This window comes from Streptomyces ambofaciens ATCC 23877, assembly GCF_001267885.1.
Classification (GTDB): domain Bacteria; phylum Actinomycetota; class Actinomycetes; order Streptomycetales; family Streptomycetaceae; genus Streptomyces; species Streptomyces ambofaciens.
Genome location: NZ_CP012382.1, coordinates 5,370,196 through 5,389,637 on the forward strand (window position 1 = coordinate 5,370,196; position 19,442 = coordinate 5,389,637).

A 19,442-nucleotide genomic window follows, 5' to 3' on the forward strand; every position below is an offset into this window, starting at 1 on the left:
GGACGATGCACGCCCACCGCCCACCGGCACTGGGAGGGTCGGGATCCGGTGGGAGGCTTGTCCTGCACACGCGGTCCGCCCGCCCGACGCGCGGTCGGCGGCTGGGAGACAGCCCAGAGCGCGGCGGCGGGTGCACGCGCCGACCGGCCAGTTGACGGAGCGCCACCCGGACCCCCGGGTACACGAGTCAGGAATGCGAGCACCGGTGCAGAAGACGCGGCCTCGTCGCACAGACAAGCAGCCGACCCCCGCGGGGAGCGCGGAACGTACCCCCGGCACCTCCGCCCCGGCGCCACCGGCGGCCCCCGTCGGCAAGGGCCGCCCGACCCACGTGCGCAACCGCCTCATCGTCGCCGTGGCGGTCGTGGCCGCGGCCATCGCCGCAGCCGGCGCGCCGTCGGTCGTGGCCGCCTCCGGGGAACTGCACGACTCCCAGGAGCTGGTGACCCTCGCCGAGCAGACCCAGGGCGCGCTGACCCTCGCCCACTCCCTCGCCGACGAGCGCGACGAGGTCGTCCCCTACATCGCCGCCGGCCGCCCCAAGTCGAAGGCGCCCTCCGAGCAGCGCAGCGCCCGCGTCGACCGGCAGGTGGAGGAACTGCGCGCCGACACCGACGCGCCCGCCACCCTGCGCGAGGACCTCGACGCCGTCGGGGCGCTGCGCCGGGCGGCGCTCACCGGCAAGAGCACCGCACTTCAGGCGCACGACGCGTACTCCGAGGCGATCACCGAACTCCACGCCCTGGCCGAGGAACTGGCCGAGCGGATGCCGCCCCGCGCGGGCGCCGGCGCGTACGCCCTGGCCGAACTGGACACCGCCGTCCAGCAGGCCGCCGCCACCCGCGGCCTGCTGCTCGCCGCCCTGAACGTGCCGAGCAGCACGCAGACGGTCATCGACCCGGTCACGGGCCTGCCGACCGAGACGACCACGTCCTCGGACGCCGACGCCGAGCAGCGCGACGCGCTCGCCGCCGCCGCGCAGCAGGCCCGGGTGCGCTCCGACGCGGCCCTGGCCGACTTCCGCGAGGGCGCGCCCAAGGAGGCGCGGGACAGCTTCGACACCACGGTCGCCGGCCCCGAGGTCAACTCCGCCGAGAAGTACCTGGCCGGCCTCACGGACGAGCCGACGCTCTCCGACGGCGACCTCGCCACCAGCACCAAGCGGCTGGACGCCGCGCTCTCCGCCCGCGTCGACGCCATGCGCGGCGCCGAGTCCGCCCTGTACGAGAAGCGCACGACGGCCCTGGAGAAGCTGCGCGACGACGACGTCACCGCGCTGGAGATCCGCGTCGCCGCCCTCGGTGCCCTGATCCTGCTCGCCGTCGGCATCGCCACCGCCATGGCCCGCAGCCTCACCCGCCCCCTGTCGGTGCTGCGCCGCGGCTCGGCCCGGCTGGCCGGAGCCGAGAACCCGGCGGCCGAGGGGCCCGTGGCCTTCACCGGCCGCAACGACGAGTTCGCCCAGGTCGTCCGCTCCGTCAACGCCCTGCACGCGCACGCCGCGACCCTCGCCGAGCGCGTCAACACGCTGGAGGCCGACCGCAAGCACCTCGTCGGCCAGCGCCAGAAGATGGCCGACGCCCGCGAGGCGCTGCGGGCCGAACTCGCCGAGTCGGCCGCCCAGCTGGAGGTGGTCCGCAAGAGCATCGGCGGCACCTTCGTGAACCTCGCGCTGCGCACCCTCGGCCTGGTCGAGCGGCAACTCGCGGTCATCGAGAGCCTGGAGGAGCGCGAGCAGGACCCGGACCGCCTCGCCACCCTGTTCAAGCTCGACCACTTCGCCACGGTCATGCGCCGGCACAGCGAGAACCTCCTCGTCCTCGCCGGCACCGAGCACGTCCAGCACAGCGCGGGACCGGTGCCGCTGGTCGACGTGGTCCGGGCCGCGGTCAGCGAGATCGAGCGGTACGAGCGGGTCCGCATCGCCGCCCTGCCGCCGCACGCGCACGTGGCCGGGTTCGCGGCCGACGACCTCTCGCACCTGCTGGCCGAGCTGATGGAGAACGCCACCTCCTTCTCGCCGCCGGACCTGCCCGTCGAGGTCTCCGGCTGGCTGCTGGAGAACGGCGAGGTGATGCTCTCCGTCCAGGACGAGGGCATCGGCATGGCGACCGAGCGCCTCCAGCGGCTCAACGCCCGCCTCACCGACTTCGACCCGGAGGCGCCCTACGACCAGGAGGGCGAGGACGGTCTCGGCCTCGGCCTGTACGTGGTGGCCCGGCTCGCCCACCGGCACGGGGCGCGGGTGCGGCTGCGGGAGCAGAAGCAGGGCGGTGTCGCGGCCGTCGTGGTCCTGCCGAGCCCGCTGCTCGCACCGGCACCGCCGGCCGCGCTCGCCCCGACCGTGCCGATGACCGACGGCACGGGCTCCTTCTCCCTGCCGGGCGCCGACGCGGAGGCCAACTCCAACGTCCTGCACGGCCGCGCGGAGAAGAGCGCCCAGCACGGCGTGGACCCGCTGGTGGCCTCCGCCGAACAGGCCGTACGCCGCGCCGAGGCCGCCGGGTCCGACGAGGCCGCCGAACCGGCCGAACCGGCCGAACCCGACGAGGCGACCGAGGCACCCGGGGCCGTCGCACCGGGCGAGGCGCCCGAGGCCGCCGAGCGGGACTCGGCTCAGGCGCCGGAGGCGGCCTCCGACCCGGCCCCCGCTCCGGCTCCGCGGGAGCCCGGCCCGGCCGCGGGCCACGACCTCCCCGACGACGCCACGATGGCCCTCCTGCTCCCGCCGCAGGCACCGGAACAGGAGCCGACGCGCGAGCAGGCACCGGAACGGGATCAGGCGCCGACGCAGGAACAGGCACCGGCAGAGGCAGAGGCAGAGGCAGAGGCAGAGGCACCGCCAGAGGCAGAGGCACCGGCACAGCTCCAGGCGCCGGCGCCGGAGATGTCCACGCCGGACCCCGCCCCGCCGGCGCGTACCGCACCGGAGATCCCCGGCCCCCGTTCCGCCGACCCCTACGCCATCGGCCCCGACGCCCACGACCGCACCCCGGACGAGGGCACCGCGCGAGCGGCCGACGGCACCGGGAACGCCGAGGCCGCCGCGGGCGTCGAGCCCGTCACCGACAAGGGCCTGCCCAAGCGGACCCCGAAGCTCACCACACCCGCCGCGGCCCCACGGCCGCGCACGGCGGGCTCCGTGGACGCCGACGCGCTCCGCCGCCGTCTGGGAGGGTTCCGCCGGGGGGCCGAGGCCGGCCGCCGCGACGTCGAGGCGGAGATCGCCGACCGGACCGGTACGAACCCGGCGCCGGGCGCGGCAGCAGACACAACCGAAGAAGCCACGGGGGGCACTGTCGAGGAGGCAAGCAGTTGACCGCGCCCAGTACCTTCGGACTGAGCAGTGAAGCCCGCAATCTCCACTGGCTGTTGACCAACCTCGTCGAGGAGGTGCCCGGCATCCTCTCGGTCGCGGTCGTCTCCTCCGACGGCCTGCTGCTGCTCTCCTCCGACCAGGACCGCAACGACGCGGCCCGCGAGGCGCAGACCGTGCGCCGCGCCGGCCCGCGCGGCTCTGCCGCCGACCTGGCCACCGTCGTGTCCGGTGTCGGCAGCCTGACCATCGGCGCCGCCCGGCTGATGGACTTCGGGGGCGTCAAGCACACGATGGTCGCCATGGACGAGGGCAGCCTGTTCGTGATGTCGATCAGCGACGGCTCGCTGCTCGGCGTGCACGGCTCCGCGGACTGCGACATGAGCGTCATCGCGTACCACATGGCGCTCTTCGTCGGCCGCGCCGGCCACGTCCTGACTCCCGAACTCCGCAGCGAGCTGCGGAAATCCCTGGAGACCGAGTCGACCTCGACGGGGAGTACCCGATGAGCAGCAGCCCCAGGAAGTCCCCGAAACACCTCCCCGTACGCGGCGCCGACCGCAAGCCCGCCCGCGTACGCCCCTACTCGCTCACCGGCGGCCGTACCCGCTTCGGCCACGTCCTGCTCGTCGAGACGTTCGTCGGCGCCACGGCCGGCACCGCCGCGCTGGAGGCCGCCGAGGAGCGCAAGGAACTGACGAACGGCTCCCTCACCTCCCGCGTGATGCCGGAGATGCGGGCCATCGTCGAACTGTGCCGCCGTATGCGTACGGTGGCCGAGATCGCCGCGCTGCTGAAGATGCCGCTCGGCGTGGTCCGCGTGCTCCTCAGCGACCTGGCGGACCAGGGAAAGATCCGTGTGTACGGCACCGGAACCGGCCACGGCACGGGCCGCCCGGACCGCGCTCTGCTCGAAAGGGTGCTCAGTGGACTCCGTCGTCTCTGACGCCGCCGCATACGGCGTCTCCCCGCTCGTCGACCCGGACGAGCCCGTACTGCCCTGGCAGACGGACCGCACCCGCGCGCCCATCGCCACGAAGATCGTGGTGGCGGGCGGCTTCGGTGTCGGCAAGACCACGCTGGTCACCGCCGTCTCGGAGATCACGCCCCTGCAGACCGAGGCGCTGATGACCGAGGCGAGTGAGGAGACCGACGACCTCACCGCCACCCCGGGCAAGCTCACCACCACCGTGGCCATGGACTTCGGGCGCATCACGCTCGACGAGGACCTGGTGCTGTACCTGTTCGGCACGCCGGGCCAGCAGCGCTTCTGGTTCATGTGGGACGACCTGGTGCGCGGCGCGATCGGCGCCGTCGTGCTGGCCGACACGCGCCGCCTGAAGGACTGCTTCCCGGCGCTGGACTACTTCGAGAGCTGCGGACTGCCGTACGTCGTCGCCGTGAACCACTTCGACGGCAGCGAGCGGTTCGACGCGGAGGACGTACGGGAGGCGTTGACGATCCCCGCGCACATACCTGTAATGATCATGGATGCGCGCCGCCGGATCTCGGCCATCGAGACCCTCTTGTCCCTCGTGGGCCACGCGCTCGACGAAACCCCCGAGTAGTCCCACCGAGCAGTCCCCTTAGGAGCGTCCCCCGCATGCGGAAGATACTCGTCGTCGGAGCCGGCCAGTCCGGTCTCCAGCTCGCCCTCGGCCTCCAGTCGCACGGCTACGAGGTCACCCTGATGTCCAACCGGACCGCGGACGAGATCCGCACCGGCCGGGTCATGTCGACGCAGTGCATGTTCCACACGGCACTCCAGCACGAGCGTGATCTCCAGCTGAACTTCTGGGAGTCCCAGGCCCCGAGGATCGAGGGCCTCGGCGTCTCGGTCGCGGCCCCCGGCTCCTTCGACCCCGGCCCCTCCCAGCGGGCGATCGACTGGCTGGGCCGGCTCGACGGCATCGCGCAGTCGGTGGACCAGCGGGTGAAGATGGCGGGCTGGATGGAGACCTTCGCGCAGCGCGGCGGCCAGCTGGTCATCCACGGTGCCGCCGTCGGCGACCTGGACTACTTCTCCCGCGCCTACGACCTCGTCCTGGTCTCGGCGGGCAAGGGCGAGCTGGTCCAGATGTTCGGCCGCGACGCCTCCCGCTCCCCGTACAGCGAGCCGCAGCGGGCCCTCGCCGTCGCCTACGTCCACGGCCTCGGCCCGCGCCCGGAGCACCCGGAGACCGAGGCGGTCCGCTGCAACCTGGTCCCCGGCGTCGGCGAGATGTTCATCATGCCGACCTTCACCACCTCGGGCCGCGCCGACATCCTGTTCTGGGAGGGCATACCCGGCGGCCCGCTGGACGCCTTCAAGGACGTCAAGGACCCCGCGGAGCACCTCTCCCTGACCCTCGAACTCATGGAGAAGTTCCTCCCCTGGGAGTACGCGCGGGCCACCAAGGTCGAACTGACCGACGCCGGCGGCACCCTGGCGGGCCGCTACGCCCCCACCGTCCGCAACCCCATCGGCCGGCTTCCCGGCGGGGGACTGGTCCTCGGCGTGGCCGACGTGGTCGTCGCCAACGACCCGATCACGGGCCAGGGCTCCAACTCCGCCTCCAAGTGCGCCGCCTCCTACCTCGCCTCCATCCTGGAACAGGGCGACAAGGAGTTCGACGAGGCCTGGATGCAGCAGACCTTCGACCGCTACTGGCAGACGGCCCAGCACGTCACCAAGTGGACGAACGCCATGCTCGCCCCGCCGCCGGAGCACATCCTGAACCTGATCGGCGCGGCCGGACAGCTCCAGCCCGTCGCCGACCGCTTCGCCAACGGCTTCAACGACCCGGCCGACTTCGAGAACTTCTTCTACGACCCGGCGAAGACCGAGGGCTACCTCATGGAGGTCTCGGGCGCGGCCGGCGCGTAGCCGCCCGCGTACCCCTCGTCCGATCCGTCCGTCGCCCCCTCGGGGAGCCTCGGTGGCGTGTACCGCCGCACCGGCTCCCCGCCGGGATCGGGCCGTACGGCGCCCAGCACCGGGTTGGCCGCGATCGGCGACACCTTGACCTCGGCGCCCGGGCGCGGCGCCTGGACGACCGTCCCGTCGCCGAGGTACATCGCCACATGGGTGGCCTCGGGGAAGTACACGACCAGGTCACCGGGCCGCAGCTCGTCCAGCGGTACGCGCTCCAGCCGCGCCCACTGCTCCTGGCTGGTCCGGGGGATCGGCGTCCCGGCCCGCTCCCAGGCCACGGAGGTCAGGCCCGAGCAGTCGTAGGACGCCGGGCCCTCCGCGCCCCACTCGTACGGCTTGCCGACCTGGTCCACCGCGAAGCGCACCGCCCGGTCCCCCTCGGCGGAGGGCCTGGCGTCGTCGCCGAGCGCCCCGGACGCCATGAACGCCTCCTGCGCCCGGGTGGTCCCGCTCCGCTCGGCCTCGGCCAGCGCGGCGAGTTCCTCGGGGGTGAGCGAGGCGAGGAGTTCCTCGACGGCGCTCAGGCGTTCCCGTACGGCGTCCCGCGCCTCCTCCTGCCGCTTCGCCAGGGCGACCTGTTCGGCCAGGGCCTCGCGCGCCCGGCCGGCCAGCTCGTCGGCCTTCTTCTCGTGCCCGGTCAGCCGGCCCACCGTGTCGGCCCGGTCCCGGGCCAGCTGCCCGATCACGTGTCCCTGGTCGAGCGCGTGCTGCGGATCACGGGCCAGCAGCAGCCGCAGGTAGGGGGAGAGGTCGCTGCTGTTCCGGTACTGCTGCCGGGCCAGCCGGCCCGCCTCGCCGCGGCTGTCGCGCAGGGACAGCCGGGCCCGGGCCAGCTCGGCGTCCAGCCGCTTCACCACGGCACGCTGCGCCGTCAGGCGCTCCTCGGTGCCGTTGTAGGTCTCGGTGGCCTTCTCCGCGTCCCGGTACAGCCGCTGAAGGTCCGTCAGCAACTCGGCCACGGACCGGCCGGTGCCGGTGCCGGTGCCGGGTTCGTTGTCGGCCGCGGCGGACACGGGCGCGAGGGCGATCCCGGCCGCCATCGCCGTCGCGCACGCCAGACGCAGAAGCCTTCCTGACACGCCATCACCTCCGGTGCGGGGCGGCTCGTCCGCTCCGCACGGCGAGCATGTGGCGTGTTCCCGGGCTCCGCGCGCCGAGTGTGCGCGGTTCGGCGCAACGGGGTCACCCGTGGGCGTCGTCCGGCTTGCCGCCCGGCGTGGCGTCTGGATCGGTGCCCGCCCCGGCCTTCGGCCGGGACCACGGCCACCTCCGCCCGGAGCTCGCCGCGCCCTCGGGGTCGTACGCGTACTTCCAGCGGGCGAACCGCAGCCCGCCGCGGGCGTCCCGGGGCACCCGCCGGTACACGAGGACGGTGGGCGGTCCGCCGTGCGGGTCCGGTACGGGGATGCGGTACGTCTTCGGCGGGTGCCCGGTCACGCCGACCAGGACGGGCAGGACCCGCCCGTCCATGGGGCCGCCCTCGAAGGGGGTCTCTTCGCTCTTCACGGGACCAGTGTCAGTGATCCGCGCACCCGTGTCAGACGTCCGCCGCGAGGGCCTCGACCAGCGCCGCGGTCTGCGGGTCGCGGCGGGCGGTGACCGTCAGCACGGCCAGGAACTGCTCCACGAGCCAGTCCCGCAGCTCGTCCAGGGGCGGTTGCTTCTCCTCGTCCAGCCAGATCAGCGAGGCGGCCTCCACCGCCGTGATCCACATCCGGACGGTCATCCGCAGCCGGGGGCCGGGGTCGGCCGCGTCCAGGTGGCTCAGGATGTGCTCGGCGGCGGCCCGGCGCACGCCGTCCACGATGGAGGAGGTCCGCGAGGTCTCGGCCACGCTGCCGCCGCGCAGCAGGGCGCTGAAACCGGTGTCGTGCTGGTCGACGAAGGTGAGGTAGCGGTCCAGGGCCCGGGAGAGCCGGGCCAGCAGCGGGCCCTCGCGGGGTTCGTCGAAGCACAGCCGCAGCTCGTCGGCGGCCGACCTGAGCGCGGCCTCGTACAGCTGCTGCTTGCCGCCCGGGAAGTACCGGTACACCAGTGGCCGCGAGACCCCGGCCTGCTCCGCCACGTCGTCCAGGGACACCTCCTCCGGCGACCGGTGCGCGAAGAGGACGAGCGCCGCGTCGAGCAGCTGGACGCGGCGCTCCTCGACGCTGAGCCGGCGGTAGGCGGGGGTGGGGGCCTGCGGGGTCATGAACCGCAGCGTAACGCGCACACCCCGGTGCCCACCCGGGCGAGCGGAGCGTACCGGCGCGACTAGGCCAGCAGCCCGGACGACCTCCACAGCCGCCGGCCGACCCCGCGCAGCACCCCGATGTCGTCCAGGAAGTCGGTGAGGCGCTTCGCGCCGGTCTGCATGATCTCCCTGCGATGGCCGCTGGCCTTGACCTGGGCCAGGGCCTCGCGCTTGTCGAGACCGACGTTCGTGTACACCTCGGGGTTGATGAAGGCGATGGAGAAGACGCGGGCGAACTCGCCGGAGGTGACCCGGGTGAACTCCCGCGACCACTTCGGCGCCGTCACCATCTGGCGGCGCAGCTCCTCACGGGCGTAGCGCACGTGGCGGGCCTCCTCCACGACGTGGATGCGCGTGACCCCCCGGACCAGCGGCTGCACCCGCTCGTCGGGGAAGGTCAGCCGCTGCATCCAGTCCAGCACCTCCTCGCCGAGGAGCGTGGCGGTGAAGGAGCCGGGCGTGGTGGAGATCGTCTTGAACAGACGGCCCAGGTTCTGGTGGAGCGGGCTCACCGGGTACCACGGGGTCTCCCCGCGCGATATCAGCCGGGCGAACATCTTGGAGTGCCGGCACTCGTCCTCGATCTCGGTCAGCGCGTAGCGCACGTGCGCGCTCGTCGCGGCCTTGTCGTAGATGTGCCGCACCAGCAACTGCATGAGGATCAGCTCGAACCAGATGCCGAGCGAGGCGAGGGCCGCGGCCTCGTGCTGGGAGAGCACGATCCGCTGCTCCTCGCCCATCCGCTTCCATATCGGGGTGTCGTACAGCGACACCAGCTCCGGCGGCCAGAACCACTTCCCCTCCTCGAAGGGGGCGTCCCAGTCCAGCTCCTTGTCCGGGTCGAAGGAGTGCTTGGCGGAAGAGTCGAGCAGCCGTTCGGCCACCTGCTCCCGGTCCTTGAGCAGGCCGAGCGCGTCGCGCAGGCCCTCGAGCGCGTCGGCTTCCGTCAGGGTCGTCATGGCTGTCCCACCTCGTCGTGTCACCCGCGGTCACTCGGACTGGCTTCGTCTTATGAGACTGCGTGTCAGTAAGCCCGTCAATCCCCTGGGCGCAACTTGTTGACCGCGAGTAAAGAAGTGAGAGGCGCTCAGGTTCCTAGACCGAGCAGCCGAGCCCCTCCGGCACCTCGCCCACGACCGCTACGGACGCCCCCGCCGGGAACGAGGTCCGCAGCGTGAAGGCGTACGGCGTCGGTCCGTGCGTCCGCAGGTGCAGCAGCCGCGACTCCGCCTCCGCGACCGTCGGCCGGTGCCCCGCCGGCACCCACCACAGGGTGGTCACCGCCTCCGCGAGCCGCTCGAACCACTCCCGGCGCCGGGCCAGCATCTCCCGGTGCCGCCCCTGGTACATGAACGCGGTCAGGGCGTCCGCGTCCCGCCACACCGTCAGGTTGACGATGAGCCAGTCGTCCCCGAAGAACGGCACGTCCGTGGCGTTGCCCGACTCGCTCTGCAGGCGCCAGACGAAGCCCTCCGCCGCGTCGGCGGAGGCGTTCACCGGATCGAGCGCGTCGACGAAGTCCTTCAACTGCGGTGAGTCCAGAGGGGATTTGAGGCGGGAGATGTTGACCTGGGCGAGTTCGTACGCGGCGTCAGTCATGTACCGAACGTTAGGTCGGTGTCCCGTCCCGCGGTACCCCGCGTCTCACCCGGTGGGCGTCCTCACCCGAGCGCGGCCTCCATCACCGCCCGCGCGATCGGCGCCGCCAGCCCGCCGCCGCTGATGTCGTCCCGGTCCGCGGCCGAGCCCTCGACCACCACCGCGACCGCCACCTTCGGCTCCAGGTCCCGGTCGCCCTGCGCCCAGGAGACGAACCAGGCGTACGGGGTGCCCGAGTTGCCGACGCCGTGCTGGGCGGTGCCGGTCTTGCCGCCGACGGTGGCGCCGCGGATCGCGGCGTTCGCGCCGGTGCCCTTCTCGACCACGCCGGTCATCAGTTCCTTCAGCCGCGCCGCCGTGGCGGGGCGCATGACCTCCCGGGTGGGCCGCGACCCGGCCGTCGCCACCAGGCTGCCGCCCGCCCGCAGGGTCCGTTCCACCAGGTACGGCGACCGCACCCGCCCGCCGCCTGCCACGGCCGCCGCCACCATCGCCATCTGGAGCGGCGTCGCCCGGGTGTTGTACTGCCCGATCGACGACAGCCCGAGCTGGGCCCGGTCCACCGAGGTGTCGAAGGTGCTCCGCGAGACGGCGAAGGGAACGCGCAGCCCGGCGTCGTTGAAGCCGAAGGCCTCCGCCGTGGCCGCCATGCCGCGCACGCCCACGTCGACGCCGAGCTTGGCGAACACCGTGTTGCAGGACCGCTCGAACGCCTCCCGCAGCGAGGCGTTCCGGCACCCCTCGGCCTCGTTCGTCAGCCTGGTCCGCGTCCCGGGGAGCGTGTACGGGTCGGGGGAGCGGGTCGGCGCGTCGAGATCCCGGACCACGCCCGCGTCCAGCGCCGCCGCCGCGGTGACCACCTTGAAGGTCGACCCCGGGGGATAGGTGCGGCGCACGGCCCGGTTGAGCATCGGCTTGTCCGGGTCGCCGTTCAGCCGGTCCCAGGTCCGGGAGGCCGCCGCGCCGTTCCCGGACAGCGACTGGGGGTCGTACGACGGTGTGGAGACCAGTGCCAGGACGCGGCCGGTCGACGGCTCGATCGCGGCCACCGCCCCCTTGCGCCGGCCGAGCCCCTCGAACGCCGCCCGCTGCGCGGCCCCGTCGATCGTGGTCACGACGTCGCCGCCCGGGTTGTGGGCGCCCGTGACGTCGTTCCACAGGGGGAGCGGCGCGAGCAGCGGGTCGGCCCCGGACAGCAGGCCGTCCTCGGCGTGCTCCAACAGGGTCGTGCCGTAGGCCTGCGAGGCGAAGCCGGTGATCGGCGCGTACATCGGCCCGTCCGCGTACGTCCGCTCGAAGCGCAGATGCTCGCCGGTGTCCCGGGAACCGGTGACCGGCTCGCCGCCGACCAGGATGTCGCCGCGCGGCTGCTGGTAGCGGGCGATGTCGGGGCGGCGGTTGGCCGGGTTGTCGTCGTACTCCGGGGCCTGGACGATCTGCACCCGGGCGGCGTTCACCACCAGCGCGACCAGCAGCAGGGCGCAGAAGACGGCGGCGTGCCGGATGTGCCGGGTCACCGGAGTCGCTCCGTGCTCACGGGACCACCCGCCCGTCGGCCTGGCTGCGGGCCGCGTGGCTGACCCGGATGAGCAGCGCCACGATCGCCCAGTTGGTGACGACCGACGACCCGCCCTGGGCCAGGAACGGCATCGCCATGCCGGTCAGCGGGATCAGCCCGGTCACCCCGCCCGCGATGACGAAGACCTGGAGCGCCACGATCGAGGAGAGGCCGACCGCCAGCAGCCGGCCGAAGGGGTCGCGCGCGCCGAGCCCCGCCCGGTAGCCGCGCTCCACCAGCAGGGCGTACAGCAGGAAGATCGCGGTCAGGCCGAGGAAGCCCAGCTCCTCACCGGCGGTCGCGAGGATGAAGTCCGACTTGACGGCGAAGCCGATCAGCACGGAGTGCCCGAGGCCGAGGCCCGTCCCGGTCACGCCGCCCGCCGCGAAGGCGAACAGCGACTGGGCCAGCTGGTTGGGCCCGTCGCCCGCCTCGATGGACGCGAAGGGGCGCAGCCAGTCCTCCACCCGGCTGTGCACGTGCGGCTCCAGCCAGCCGACGGCGACCGCGCCCAGCGAGGCCAGCAGCAGACCGACGGCGATCCAGCCGGTGCGGCCGGTGGCGACGTAGAGCAGGACGACGAAGAGGCCGAAGAACAGCAGTGAGGTGCCGAGGTCGCGTTCCAGGACCAGGACGCCGACGCTGACCAGCCACACCGCGACGATCGGGCCGAGGACCCGGCCGGTGGGGAGCTGGAGCCGCCACACCCGGCGGCCCGCGTACGCCAGCGCGCTGCGGTTCGCGGCCAGGTAGGAGGCGAAGAACACCGCGAGGAGCACCTTGGCGAACTCGCCGGGCTGGATGGAGAAGCTGTCGATCCGGATCCAGATGCGGGCGCCGTTCACGGCCGGGAAGAAGATCGGCACGGTGAGCAGGACGAGCGCGGCGGCGACGCAGACGTAGGCGTAGCGCTGGAGTACGCGGTGGTCGCGCAGGAGCAGGACCACCACGATGAACAGCGCCACGCCCAGCGTCGACCACACCAGCTGGGCGGGGGCCGCCCGGTCGCCCGGGGTCTCCAGGTCGAGGCGGTAGATCAGCACCAGACCGAGGCCGTTGAGCAGCACGCCGATCGGCAGCAGCAGCGGGTCCGCCCAGGGGGCGCGCAGCCGTACCGCCAGGTGGGCGAGGAGGGCCAGGACGCCGAGCCCGGCGCCGTAGCCCGCGGCGCCGGGCGGGAGGGTGCCGTGCTGGGCGAGGCCGACGTTGCAGTAGCCGAACACCGAGAGCAGCACGGCCATGACGATGAGGGCGAGTTCGATGCCACGGCGCCGGGGGAGACGGGCGACGGGCGCGGGCGTGTCCGCCTGTGCCACGGTGATTCCGGTTCCGGTTCCGGCCTTGGTCATGTCCGGAACTTACCCAGATGAGGGGGTGTGGGAGGGGTCGGCGTCAGCACCAGCGCGGCGCGGGGCCGATGTTGTCGATGTAGCGGGCCGCGCCCCAGGCCCAGGTGCCGTCCGTGAGGAGGTACCAGAGGGGGTTGCCCTGCACCTTGTCGCCGGGGGTCTTGCAGTGGATGCGGACCGTCTCGCCCCGGCGGGCGTACCGGATGACCTGCCCGCCCCGGGTCGGCGAGGTGCGCAGCGGGAGCCGGTCGGCGGTGACCACGCCCCGGTAGCGGCCCTGCTCCTGGCGGCCGTCGCCCCCGCCCCACTCGTCGCCGCCGTTCCCGCCTCCGTCGCCCCCGGAGGGCTGGACGGAGGCGCTGCCGGTGCCGGAGTCACCGCCCCACTCGTCGAGCGCGACGGCGGGCGTGACGGCCGCGGCGGTGGCGAGCGCGCCGGCGGCGACGGCGGTGGCGACGCCCCGGACGACCGGTGAGCGCGAGGACAGTGCGGAGAGCAGGGACATGGGAGTACCTCCCGGGAGCGAACGGGTCTTCAGGTGACTAACCGACACATTAGGAGCGCCCGCGGGGCACCGCCCGCCACGCTGCGCCATCGGGGAACGGACGGGCCCACCCCCGGTCACCGGCGCTGAGGCAGCGTCAGGGTGGCCAGCGCCCCGCCGCCCGGCGGGTTGGCGAACTCCAGCCGGGCGCCGAGCACCTCCGCCTGCCCCAGGGCGATCGTCAGACCGAGCCCGTGCCCCTTCGCCCCGGCCTCGGTGCGGAAGCGCTGCGGCCCGTGGACCAGCAGGTACTCCGGAAAGCCGGCCCCGTGGTCCCGCACGGTGATCACCGGCCCGTCCACGGTCAGCGTCACCGGAGCCCGCCCGTGCCGGTGCGCGTTCACGACCAGATTGCCGAGCACCCGCTCCAGCCGCCGCCGGTCGGTCTCCACCCGCGCGTCCCGTACGACGTCCACACGGGTGTCGGTGCCCGCGTTCCCGACGACCCGCGCGGCCAGCGCGCCCAGCGCCTCCGGGTCCGCCTCCGGCCGCTCCCGCCCGCTGTCCAGCCGGGAGATCTCCAGCAGGTCCTCGGTGAGCGTGCGCAGGGCGTCCACCCGGTCCCGCACCAGCTCGGTCGGACGGCCCGGCGGCAGCAGTTCGGCCGCCGCGTGCAGGCCGGTGAGCGGGGTGCGCAGTTCGTGCGCCACGTCCGCGGTGAAGCGCTGCTCGGCGAGCAGCTTGCCCTGGAGCGACGAGGCCATGGAGTCCAGCGCGGCGGCGACCGACGCCACCTCGTCCTGCGGGCGCCTCGGATCACCCGCCCGGGGATCGTCGACCCGCGCGTCGAGGTCACCCGCGGTGATCCGCCGAGCCACCCGGGCCGTCGTGTGCAGCCGGCGCGTCACCCGCGTCACGGCGAACGCGCCCACCAGCAGCGTCGCCCCGATCGCCGTCGCGGACGACCACACGATCGCGCCGTCGAGGCCGTCGATGGTGCGCTCGCCCTGGGTGTGGTCGACCCGCACCGCGAGCGCCCGGCCGCCGGCGGCGGGGCCCGCCGCCCACATCGTGGGGCGCCCTTCATGCTCGGTGACCATCGTGCCCCGCCGGCCCGACACGGCCAGCTCCCGCAGCCGCGGCGGCAGACCCGGCGGATCCACGCCGGCGCTCCGCCGCAGGGGGTCTCCCGCCTCGTACGCCTCCGTCGCCTCCGCCAGCCGGGACAGGGCGGCCTTCCGGGCCTGGCCCACGGTCTGATCGGTCACCGACACGTGCACCAGCACGCCGAGCAGCGCGGCGAGCGCGCAGCACATCACGGTGATGAAGACGGCGGCCTTCACGGCGAGCGGTCCGGCCCACCGCGGGAGGCGGAGCCTCACCGGGCGCTCGCCGAGGGGGAGGCCGCACGCGACGGGGACGCCGACCGCGAAGGGGACGCCGAGGGCCGCCCGGTGTGCTGCCCGCCGTCCGTGCGCAGCATCTCGTCGCTCGTGAGCAGCATGGCCCGCTGGTCGGCGTCCCACGTCCACTGGAGCCGGTACTCGTAGCCCGCGACCTCCGAGGGCGAGCGGACGATCACCGCCCGGCCGGCCAGCTCGACCGCGCTCACTGCGTCGTCGTAGGACATGACCCGCACGAGCCGGTCCTTCTCGACGGTGTAGACGCGGACGGCGGTCAGCTTCTGGGGCAGCAGTGCGAAGCCCAGGGTCATCTCGGGGCGCCCGTCACCGGTCAGGTCGCGGTAGTACGGCCTGAGCACCGGGCACCGGCCGCGCTCACCGGCGACGCCGTCCGGACCGCAGTCCGCCATCCGGCGGGCCGTCTCGCGGTACGGCGCGCCGTCGCCCTCGTAGTCGTCCGGGTGCGCCGAGATCTCGGCCCGCACGACGGACACCGGGTCCACGTCGCGGATGTCGCCGCCGGGCACGGCGACGCCCTTGACGACCTCGTTGTCCACCTCGCCGATGTCGTAGGCCGGGCTCGACGCCGGCGTCAGGTCGGGCCAGAGCCGGGCCGGGCTCCGCGCGGCCGGCGTGGCGCCCGCGCTCCGCAGCCCGCCCGAGTCACCACAGGCGGCCAGAGCCCCGCCCGCCGCTGCCACCAGGAGCAGCGTCAGGGCGGCGGGGACGCGGGCGGGACGCTCGCGGCGGCTCGGGAGCACTGCACTCCTGGGGCTCGGTCGTCAGGCGGCCGGCGGCGGTGCTCCACCACGCCTGTTCGTACGGGAGTCCATTTTGCGTGTGCGGGCGCGGACCGGGCTACTCGGCCAGGTCCTCCAGCAGCCGCGCCGTGACCAGGCCGGCCCGCAGGTACTCCACGAACAGGTCGTTGTGCAGCGCCCACGGCGAGCGCCGGGCCCGGATCAGCCGGACCGCCTCCTCCGCGGTGCCGCCCCGGCGCATCAGGGTGTGCGCGACGACGAGACCGGAACGGTTGTACCCGTGGTGACAGCGCACGAGCACCCTGCGGCCCCCGTCCAGCGCCTCTCCCGCCGCCTCCGCCAGCCGGATCACCCCCGCGAGCTGCGTGCCGTCGAGGGGGCCGTCCGGGATCGGCCACACATGGTGCTCGACGTCCTCGTCCGGTCCGTGCCCGGGCCGCCGCAGCAGCGTCTGTACGAGATCGAACTCGTCCCGTACGACGGCGGACTCCAGCCCTCCGGCCTCGCGCCGGAACTCGTGCCCGCCCATCCACAGGCCCGGCACGATCTCGTCCCACGGCCTGTCCGGTGCGGGTACCTCGGATTCCTTCCCGCGCGTACGCAACGGTGCCTCCCCATCCCCGCCCAGGGCCCGTCGGGCAGGCCCGACTCCTCCCCAAGGTAGCCGGGTTCCCGCCCCCGCAGCACCCTGCCTGTTGCGATGGTCGTGGGGTGACGGCCCTTGAGCGGACCGCGCGTCGTGCCGGCACGGTCGGCGACGGCTGTACGTCTGCCTCCCGGACGGCGGGACGGCCGCCCGGTACGACCGTGCGGCGGGACTGGGCGGCACTGGGCGGGACGCTCGAGCCGGCCGACGTGGCGGCCCCGCACGCCACGGCCAGGACCGCGCCACCTGGAACCGCGTCCGGGACGCCTCCCGCGTCAGGGCAGTCGCGCCGCCCGCCGCCGTTCGAACAGTGGCGCCAGCAGGTCACCGAAGTCCCGCACCCGCGGCCCGATGTCGTCCGGGCGGAAGACGAGCTGTTCCGCCCGCCCGCACCCGGCCACCTCGTCCCACGTCACCGGAGTGGAGACCGCCGGAACCGAACGTGCCCGCACCGTGTAGGGGGCGGCCGTGGTCTTGCGCGCGGCGTTCTGGCTCCAGTCCACGAACACCTTGCCCGGCCGCAGGCTGCGCGTCATCCGGTGCACCACGAGGCGCGGAAGGGCCCGCTCCGCCTCCACCGCCAACGCCTTCGCGTACTCCGACACCCGCTCCGACGACGCCCCCCGCACCCCCGCCAGCAGGTGCAGCCCCTTGGCCCCGGACGTCTTGGCGTACGCCTCGATCCCGTCCGCCGCCAGCCGCTCCCGGAGCCACAGGGCGACCTCGCAGCAGTGCACGACGGTCGCGGGCGGCCCCGGGTCCAGGTCGAAGACCAGTCGGTCGGCCTCGGCGGGGGCGTCCGCGGTCCACTGGTGGGTGTGGAACTCGGTCACCAGGTTCGCCGCCCACATCAGGCTCGGCAGATCCTGCACCAGCACCATGCGCGCCGGTCCCTCCGACCGGGGCACCTCGGCGGTGGTGACCCAGTCGGGCGTACCCGGCGGCACGTTCTTGGTGAAGAACACCTGGCCGTCCGGACCGTCCGGGTAGCGCAGGAAGGAGACGGGGCGGTCCCGTAGGTGCGGCAGCAGTACCTCGGCGGTCGTCGCGTAGTGGTGCAGCAGCTCGCCCTTGGTGAGGCCGGCCGCGGGATACAGCACCTTGTCCAGGTTGCTGAGGGCGATCCGTCGCCCCTCCACCTCAGTGATAGGCGCCATACCATGAGAATCTCACGAAACACGGACAAACTGCCCGACGGCTGTCCGCGGCCGTCGCCCGGGTGACCGCCGGGGAACCACCGGTCGGCCGACGGGGCGGCCGACGGTGGGTTCGACCGGCGGTCGGCGGGCGGTTCGACCGGCGGCCGACCGACAGGAAAGGTGCTGCACGTGCGATCCATCTGGAACGGCGCCATCTCCTTCGGCCTGGTCAGCATCCCGATCAAGCTGATGAACGCGACCGAGAGCCACTCGGTCTCCTTCCGCCAGATCCACATGGAGGACGGCGGCCGGATCCGTTACCGGAAGGTCTGCGAGCTGGAGGACCGCGAGGTCACCCAGGACGAGATCGGCAAGGCCTACGAGGACGCCGACGGCTCCATGATCCCGATCACCGACGACGACCTGACCCAGCTGCCCATCCCGACCGCGCGGACGATCGAGATCGTGGCCTTCGTGCCGGAGGAGCGCATCGACCCGCTCCAGATGGGTTCCGCGTACTACCTCGCGGCGAGCGGCGCGCCCGCCGCCAAGCCGTACACGCTGCTGCGCGAGGCGCTCAAGCGCAGCAACCGGGTCGCCATCGCCAAGTTCGCGCTGCGGGGCCGTGAGCGCCTCGGCATGCTCCGGGTCGTGGGCGACGCCATCGCGATGCACGGTCTGCTGTGGCCGGACGAGGTCCGCGCCCCCGAGGGTGTCGCCCCCGACGCCGGCGTCACCGTCCGCGACCAGGAGCTGGACCTCGCGGACGCGTTGATGGACACGCTCGGCGAGATCGACCTGGACGACCTGCACGACGAGTACCGCGAGGCGCTCGAGGAGGTCATCGCCGCGAAGGCCGCCGGCGAGACGCCGCGGGAGTCTCCCGAGCCGGCGGCGCCCGGCAAGGTGCTGGACCTGATGGCCGCGCTGGAGGGCAGTGTGCGGGCGGCGCGGGAGTCCCGGGGCGGTGAGGGGGCGGGAGCCGCCGAGGGGGCCGAGGTCAGGTCCCTGCCGCGGCGCGCCGCCTCCGCCCGGCGGACACCCAAGGAGACCGGCGGCAAGAAGTCGACGTCGACGGCGGCGAAGAAGCCGGCGGCGAAGAAGGCGGAGGCGAAGAAGTCCACGGCCTCCGCCACCGGGAAGCCGGCCGCGAAGTCGGGCCGGGCCGCGAAGAAGACGGCGGACCCGGGCACCGCCAAGAAGGCGACGGGCAAGGGCGCGACGACCCGGAACACGGCCTCCAAGGGCACCGCCAAGAGGACGGCGCCCCGCAAGCGCAGCGCCTGACGCCCTCCGTCCGGGGCGTCACCCCCGTGCGCCGACAGCGGTCAGCCGGTCGTCCAGGCCGTGGCGGACGGGCGGGGGACCGCGGACGGGACGGGCTGGAAGACCGCGGGACCCGCCGATCCCGACGCCGCCGGCGCGAGGGAGGCGGCCGTGGGCGGCACCGGGCTCTCCGGACGCCGCCCGATCGTGTCGGCGGGCCCACCGCCCGGAGTGCCGGGCCCGGCGGAGAGCTGCGACCACGCGGTCAGGGCGAGAGCCACCGCGGCGGCCGTGCCGATCACCCGGCCGGTCCGCCGCAGCCGGGCGCGGGTGTCCAGTTCACGCCAGGCCGGTCCGGTCCGCGGGTCCTCCGGGTGCCATGGCTCACCGACCCCCGCGGGGGCCGGCCCGGGCCGCCATCCGGGGGTCCGCTCCCGCGCGGAGGGCTCCCTCGGGGCGGAGGCGCGGATGGCGCGCTCGTCGTCCTGGAGGAACCTCCGCCATACGTCCTCGGGCACGGGCGGTACGCCGTCCCGCTCGTCCGCCTCGTCCGGTGCGGCGCCGCTGTCGGAACCGGAAGCGGTCATGGTCCCGTTCTCCCTCTCCTCGACCGGTCCCGCCCCGCACGACCGCGGGCCGCCGGTACCGGACCCGGTGGTCATGTCCGGTCCGCGGGGACGCCCGGCACGGCCGGGCGCGCACCGCCTTCCGGTCCACTGCTGCACAGGGGGAGACGGACGGGCGGGGGCCGCCGTTCCCTCCGGGCCGGTCCGA

The 19,442-nt window shown here is 74.0% G+C and carries 19 protein-coding genes; 6 read left to right on the forward strand and 13 right to left on the reverse strand.

Annotation, left to right across the window (positions count from 1 at the left end):
- The first annotated feature begins 193 nt into the window (after positions 1–193).
- From SAM23877_RS24020 to SAM23877_RS24040, 5 genes are read left to right on the forward strand one after another with little or no spacing between them, the layout of a single operon-like run.
- Positions 194–3,319 (forward strand): sensor histidine kinase, encoded by a 3,126-nt coding sequence (locus tag SAM23877_RS24020; RefSeq protein ID WP_053137001.1) that lies wholly within the window; start codon positions 194–196, stop codon positions 3,317–3,319.
- On the forward strand, positions 3,316–3,825 hold the full coding sequence (locus tag SAM23877_RS24025) for a roadblock/LC7 domain-containing protein (protein WP_053137003.1): 510 nt from the start codon (positions 3,316–3,318) through the stop codon (positions 3,823–3,825). Before SAM23877_RS24020 ends, SAM23877_RS24025 begins: the two co-directional genes overlap by 4 nt.
- Positions 3,822–4,262 carry a DUF742 domain-containing protein gene (locus SAM23877_RS24030; RefSeq protein ID WP_053137006.1) on the forward strand — a complete coding sequence of 147 codons (441 nt, stop codon included), beginning with the start codon at positions 3,822–3,824 and terminating at the stop codon, positions 4,260–4,262. Before SAM23877_RS24025 ends, SAM23877_RS24030 begins: the two co-directional genes overlap by 4 nt.
- A complete protein-coding gene (locus SAM23877_RS24035) occupies positions 4,243–4,884 on the forward strand; it encodes a GTP-binding protein (protein WP_053137009.1) in 642 nt (213 codons plus the stop codon). Before SAM23877_RS24030 ends, SAM23877_RS24035 begins: the two co-directional genes overlap by 20 nt.
- A 35-nt stretch (positions 4,885–4,919) precedes the next feature.
- Positions 4,920–6,182 (forward strand): styrene monooxygenase/indole monooxygenase family protein, encoded by a 1,263-nt coding sequence (locus SAM23877_RS24040; protein WP_053137012.1) that lies wholly within the window; start codon positions 4,920–4,922, stop codon positions 6,180–6,182.
- On the opposite strand, the gene SAM23877_RS24045 is transcribed toward SAM23877_RS24040, so the two are convergent.
- From SAM23877_RS24045 to ligD, 12 genes are all read right to left on the reverse strand, one after another.
- A complete protein-coding gene (locus SAM23877_RS24045; protein ID WP_053137015.1) occupies positions 6,146–7,309 on the reverse strand; it encodes a C40 family peptidase in 1,164 nt (387 codons plus the stop codon). The genes SAM23877_RS24040 and SAM23877_RS24045 overlap by 37 nt on opposite strands.
- 103 nt (positions 7,310–7,412) lie before the next feature.
- Positions 7,413–7,736 (reverse strand): hypothetical protein, encoded by a 324-nt coding sequence (locus SAM23877_RS24050; RefSeq protein WP_053137018.1) that lies wholly within the window; start codon positions 7,734–7,736, stop codon positions 7,413–7,415.
- A 31-nt stretch (positions 7,737–7,767) separates the two neighbouring features.
- Positions 7,768–8,421, reverse strand: a complete 654-nt coding sequence (locus SAM23877_RS24055) for a TetR/AcrR family transcriptional regulator (RefSeq protein ID WP_053137021.1) — start codon at positions 8,419–8,421, stop codon at positions 7,768–7,770.
- A 62-nt stretch (positions 8,422–8,483) separates the two neighbouring features.
- Complete coding sequence (locus tag SAM23877_RS24060) at positions 8,484–9,422, reverse strand: AurF N-oxygenase family protein (protein ID WP_053137024.1); 939 nt, start codon at positions 9,420–9,422, stop codon at positions 8,484–8,486.
- 136 nt (positions 9,423–9,558) lie between these two features.
- Complete coding sequence (locus tag SAM23877_RS24065) at positions 9,559–10,062, reverse strand: DUF3291 domain-containing protein (protein WP_053137025.1); 504 nt, start codon at positions 10,060–10,062, stop codon at positions 9,559–9,561.
- Between the two features lie 62 nt (positions 10,063–10,124).
- Positions 10,125–11,579 carry a penicillin-binding transpeptidase domain-containing protein gene (locus SAM23877_RS24070; protein WP_053137028.1) on the reverse strand — a complete coding sequence of 485 codons (1,455 nt, stop codon included), beginning with the start codon at positions 11,577–11,579 and terminating at the stop codon, positions 10,125–10,127.
- A gap of 16 nt (positions 11,580–11,595) precedes the next feature.
- Complete coding sequence (locus tag SAM23877_RS24075) at positions 11,596–12,969, reverse strand: FtsW/RodA/SpoVE family cell cycle protein (RefSeq protein WP_053137031.1); 1,374 nt, start codon at positions 12,967–12,969, stop codon at positions 11,596–11,598.
- A gap of 43 nt (positions 12,970–13,012) precedes the next feature.
- Positions 13,013–13,474: an SH3 domain-containing protein gene (locus SAM23877_RS24080; RefSeq protein ID WP_053137036.1), complete on the reverse strand. Its 462-nt coding sequence runs from the start codon at positions 13,472–13,474 to the stop codon at positions 13,013–13,015.
- 116 nt (positions 13,475–13,590) lie between these two features.
- On the reverse strand, positions 13,591–14,835 hold the full coding sequence (locus SAM23877_RS24085) for a sensor histidine kinase (RefSeq protein WP_053137039.1): 1,245 nt from the start codon (positions 14,833–14,835) through the stop codon (positions 13,591–13,593).
- Positions 14,832–15,617, reverse strand: a complete 786-nt coding sequence (locus SAM23877_RS24090) for a hypothetical protein (protein ID WP_053137042.1) — start codon at positions 15,615–15,617, stop codon at positions 14,832–14,834. Before SAM23877_RS24090 ends, SAM23877_RS24085 begins: the two co-directional genes overlap by 4 nt.
- A gap of 97 nt (positions 15,618–15,714) precedes the next feature.
- A complete protein-coding gene (locus tag SAM23877_RS24095; RefSeq protein ID WP_053137045.1) occupies positions 15,715–16,221 on the reverse strand; it encodes a protein-tyrosine phosphatase family protein in 507 nt (168 codons plus the stop codon).
- Positions 16,222–16,538: 317 nt separating this feature from the next.
- Entirely contained in the window at positions 16,539–17,420 is an 882-nt protein-coding gene (ligD, locus tag SAM23877_RS24100; RefSeq protein WP_053137048.1) for a non-homologous end-joining DNA ligase, read from the reverse strand.
- Between the two features lie 171 nt (positions 17,421–17,591).
- On the opposite strand from ligD, the gene ku reads away from it, so the two are divergent.
- The gene (gene ku, locus SAM23877_RS24105; RefSeq protein WP_053142817.1) at positions 17,592–18,689 is read left to right on the forward strand and encodes a non-homologous end joining protein Ku; all 1,098 of its coding nucleotides are present in this window, start codon (positions 17,592–17,594) and stop codon (positions 18,687–18,689) included.
- 41 nt (positions 18,690–18,730) lie between these two features.
- On the opposite strand, the gene SAM23877_RS24110 is transcribed toward ku, so the two are convergent.
- Positions 18,731–19,255 carry a hypothetical protein gene (locus tag SAM23877_RS24110; RefSeq protein WP_053142819.1) on the reverse strand — a complete coding sequence of 175 codons (525 nt, stop codon included), beginning with the start codon at positions 19,253–19,255 and terminating at the stop codon, positions 18,731–18,733.
- Positions 19,256–19,442: the final 187 nt, after the last annotated feature.

What these genes read in the sequence shown, in the direction of transcription:
- ligD (WP_053137048.1), bottom strand. Translation starts at nt 17,420, where the DNA reads ATGGCGCCTATCACTGAGGTGGAGGGGCGACGGATCGCCCTCAGCAAC.
- SAM23877_RS24030 (WP_053137006.1), top strand. Translation starts at nt 3,822, where the DNA reads ATGAGCAGCAGCCCCAGGAAGTCCCCGAAACACCTCCCCGTACGCGGC.
- SAM23877_RS24020 (WP_053137001.1), top strand. Translation starts at nt 194, where the DNA reads ATGCGAGCACCGGTGCAGAAGACGCGGCCTCGTCGCACAGACAAGCAG.
- SAM23877_RS24065 (WP_053137025.1), bottom strand. Translation starts at nt 10,062, where the DNA reads ATGACTGACGCCGCGTACGAACTCGCCCAGGTCAACATCTCCCGCCTC.
- SAM23877_RS24040 (WP_053137012.1), top strand. Translation starts at nt 4,920, where the DNA reads ATGCGGAAGATACTCGTCGTCGGAGCCGGCCAGTCCGGTCTCCAGCTC.
- SAM23877_RS24110 (WP_053142819.1), bottom strand. Translation starts at nt 19,255, where the DNA reads ATGACCGCTTCCGGTTCCGACAGCGGCGCCGCACCGGACGAGGCGGAC.
- SAM23877_RS24075 (WP_053137031.1), bottom strand. Translation starts at nt 12,969, where the DNA reads ATGACCAAGGCCGGAACCGGAACCGGAATCACCGTGGCACAGGCGGAC.
- SAM23877_RS24080 (WP_053137036.1), bottom strand. Translation starts at nt 13,474, where the DNA reads ATGTCCCTGCTCTCCGCACTGTCCTCGCGCTCACCGGTCGTCCGGGGC.
- SAM23877_RS24055 (WP_053137021.1), bottom strand. Translation starts at nt 8,421, where the DNA reads ATGACCCCGCAGGCCCCCACCCCCGCCTACCGCCGGCTCAGCGTCGAG.
- SAM23877_RS24060 (WP_053137024.1), bottom strand. Translation starts at nt 9,422, where the DNA reads ATGACGACCCTGACGGAAGCCGACGCGCTCGAGGGCCTGCGCGACGCG.